This window comes from Streptomyces sp. MB09-02B (assembly GCF_033794485.1).
Classification (GTDB): domain Bacteria; phylum Actinomycetota; class Actinomycetes; order Streptomycetales; family Streptomycetaceae; genus Streptomyces.
Window position 1 is genome coordinate 1 of the sequence record NZ_JARGEE010000850.1, and the last position, 1,416, is coordinate 1,416.

At 68.1% G+C, this 1,416-nt stretch carries 3 protein-coding genes; 2 read left to right on the forward strand and 1 reads right to left on the reverse strand.

The annotated features are described in order from the left end of the window. The first annotated feature begins 46 nt into the window (after nt 1-46). Entirely contained in the window at nt 47-838 is a 792-nt protein-coding gene (locus P1P70_RS44590; protein WP_319248201.1) for a hypothetical protein, read from the forward strand. Nucleotides 839-943: 105 nt separating this feature from the next. Here the strand turns inward: P1P70_RS44590 and P1P70_RS44595 are convergent, their stop codons facing one another. Next, nucleotides 944-1,174 carry a hypothetical protein gene (locus tag P1P70_RS44595; RefSeq protein ID WP_319248203.1) on the reverse strand — a complete coding sequence of 77 codons (231 nt, stop codon included), beginning with the start codon at nt 1,172-1,174 and terminating at the stop codon, nt 944-946. Here P1P70_RS44595 and P1P70_RS44600 point away from each other — a divergent pair. Next, nucleotides 1,173-1,416 (forward strand): hypothetical protein (locus P1P70_RS44600; RefSeq protein ID WP_319248205.1); only part of this gene is annotated, 244 nt, incomplete at its 3' end. The two genes, P1P70_RS44595 and P1P70_RS44600, sit on opposite strands and share 2 nt — an antisense overlap.

The following is a 1,416-nucleotide window of genomic DNA, read 5'->3' on the forward strand; positions in this document are numbered from 1 at the left end:
CTTCCCACCAGCTCATTTCGCCCGATCCCCCTCGCAGGAGAAACACATGACACGCACCGGGCGCAGCGGCAACCACCGCAGCAAGAAGAAGCGCATCACCCTCGCACTGGCACCCGTCGTCGCCCTCGGACTGGCCGTCCCGCTGATGTACAGCGCGGGCGCCGCCACCCCCGACGAGGTGGCCACCGACTGCCGCACGGACTCGGACAAGTTGGAGAACTGCGAGTTCGTCGACGTCCAGTTCAAGGCCGACAGCCTCGGCCCCAACGAGCGGGTCACCTCGGTGACCGACAACTGCGGAGTCAGCACCGCGGCGACGAAGACCTTCAGCGGCACGGCCTCCGTGACCCGCGTCATCCAGCTGGAGGACGGCTTCAACACGGACGGCAGTACGAAGCTGGCGAACTCCGTCTTCGAGATCGGCGTCAAGTTCGCCACACAGGAATTCAACATCAAGCGCGACGACACCACGTCGTCGTTCTCCTTCTCCCGGTCCGACACGGTCAAGGCGGACCACGTCGCCTTCTTCATGTGGTCCCACAAGCGCACCGACGTGAGCGGCTTCCTCAAGGCCACGTACAAGGAGGCCCAGGACGGCCAGAAGGTGTTCTTCTCGCCCAGCGAGAACTCCACCGCCGTCCACGTCTTCTACCCGCAGCTCCTGCCCAGCGGAACGCCGGACGGCCGGCTCTGGCTGCGCAATGTGAAGTGCGATACGCCTCAGGGGAACGGACTCCTCAACAGTGAGGGCAGCGTCCGTGCCGAACCCGGATTCGGCGAGGGCGGCGCGAACGTGACCGACGTCGAGGTTCCGCTCTCCGACGTCACCATTCAATAGCACCCGGAGAAAGCCGAGTAATCCCCCGCGCGCGGCGCGGGGGATTGTGCGTGCGGTCCACGAAAAGGCGCCTACGCGTTCCCGGGGGCGCTCAATGTGATGTTCTCATGCGCGAACTCCGGGGGTCGCTCCCAGCCACCTCAGGACCGCTTCGGTACTCCCCCGGACATCCGGCTTGGCGTAGATGTCGCTGAGGTTGTCGCGGACGGTCTTCTCGCTCAGGGTCAGCCGCAGCCCGATCTCCTGCGCGCCGAGGCCGGCCACGGGCGAGAAGTAGGTATGGCCGACCGTGTCGGCGTCCTGCCGGGGACTGACGACGATCACCGGGGCGCTCATGGAGCCCAATGGCCTTCAGCCGCCCGGCGAACGACTCCGAGGGGTCCTCGCAGCGCAGGACCACGACGTCCGCCTCGGTCTCGCGGAGTTCACGGTAGGGCGGCGGGACGAGGAGCGCGCTTCCGACGTACCGGTCGTCGGGGGCCGGCCAGTCGTCGTGCGGCCACCGGCCCGGGGCGCAGGCCAGGGCGACCGACAGGCGCGGGGGGCGACGGTGCGGGCCGGCGGACGGGAGCCGGAGG

Bases quoted from the DNA above. Each gene is read 5' to 3' on its own strand.
- P1P70_RS44590 (WP_319248201.1), top strand. From the start codon at position 47: ATGACACGCACCGGGCGCAGCGGCAACCACCGCAGCAAGAAGAAGCGC.
- P1P70_RS44595 (WP_319248203.1), bottom strand. From the start codon at position 1,174: ATGAGCGCCCCGGTGATCGTCGTCAGTCCCCGGCAGGACGCCGACACG.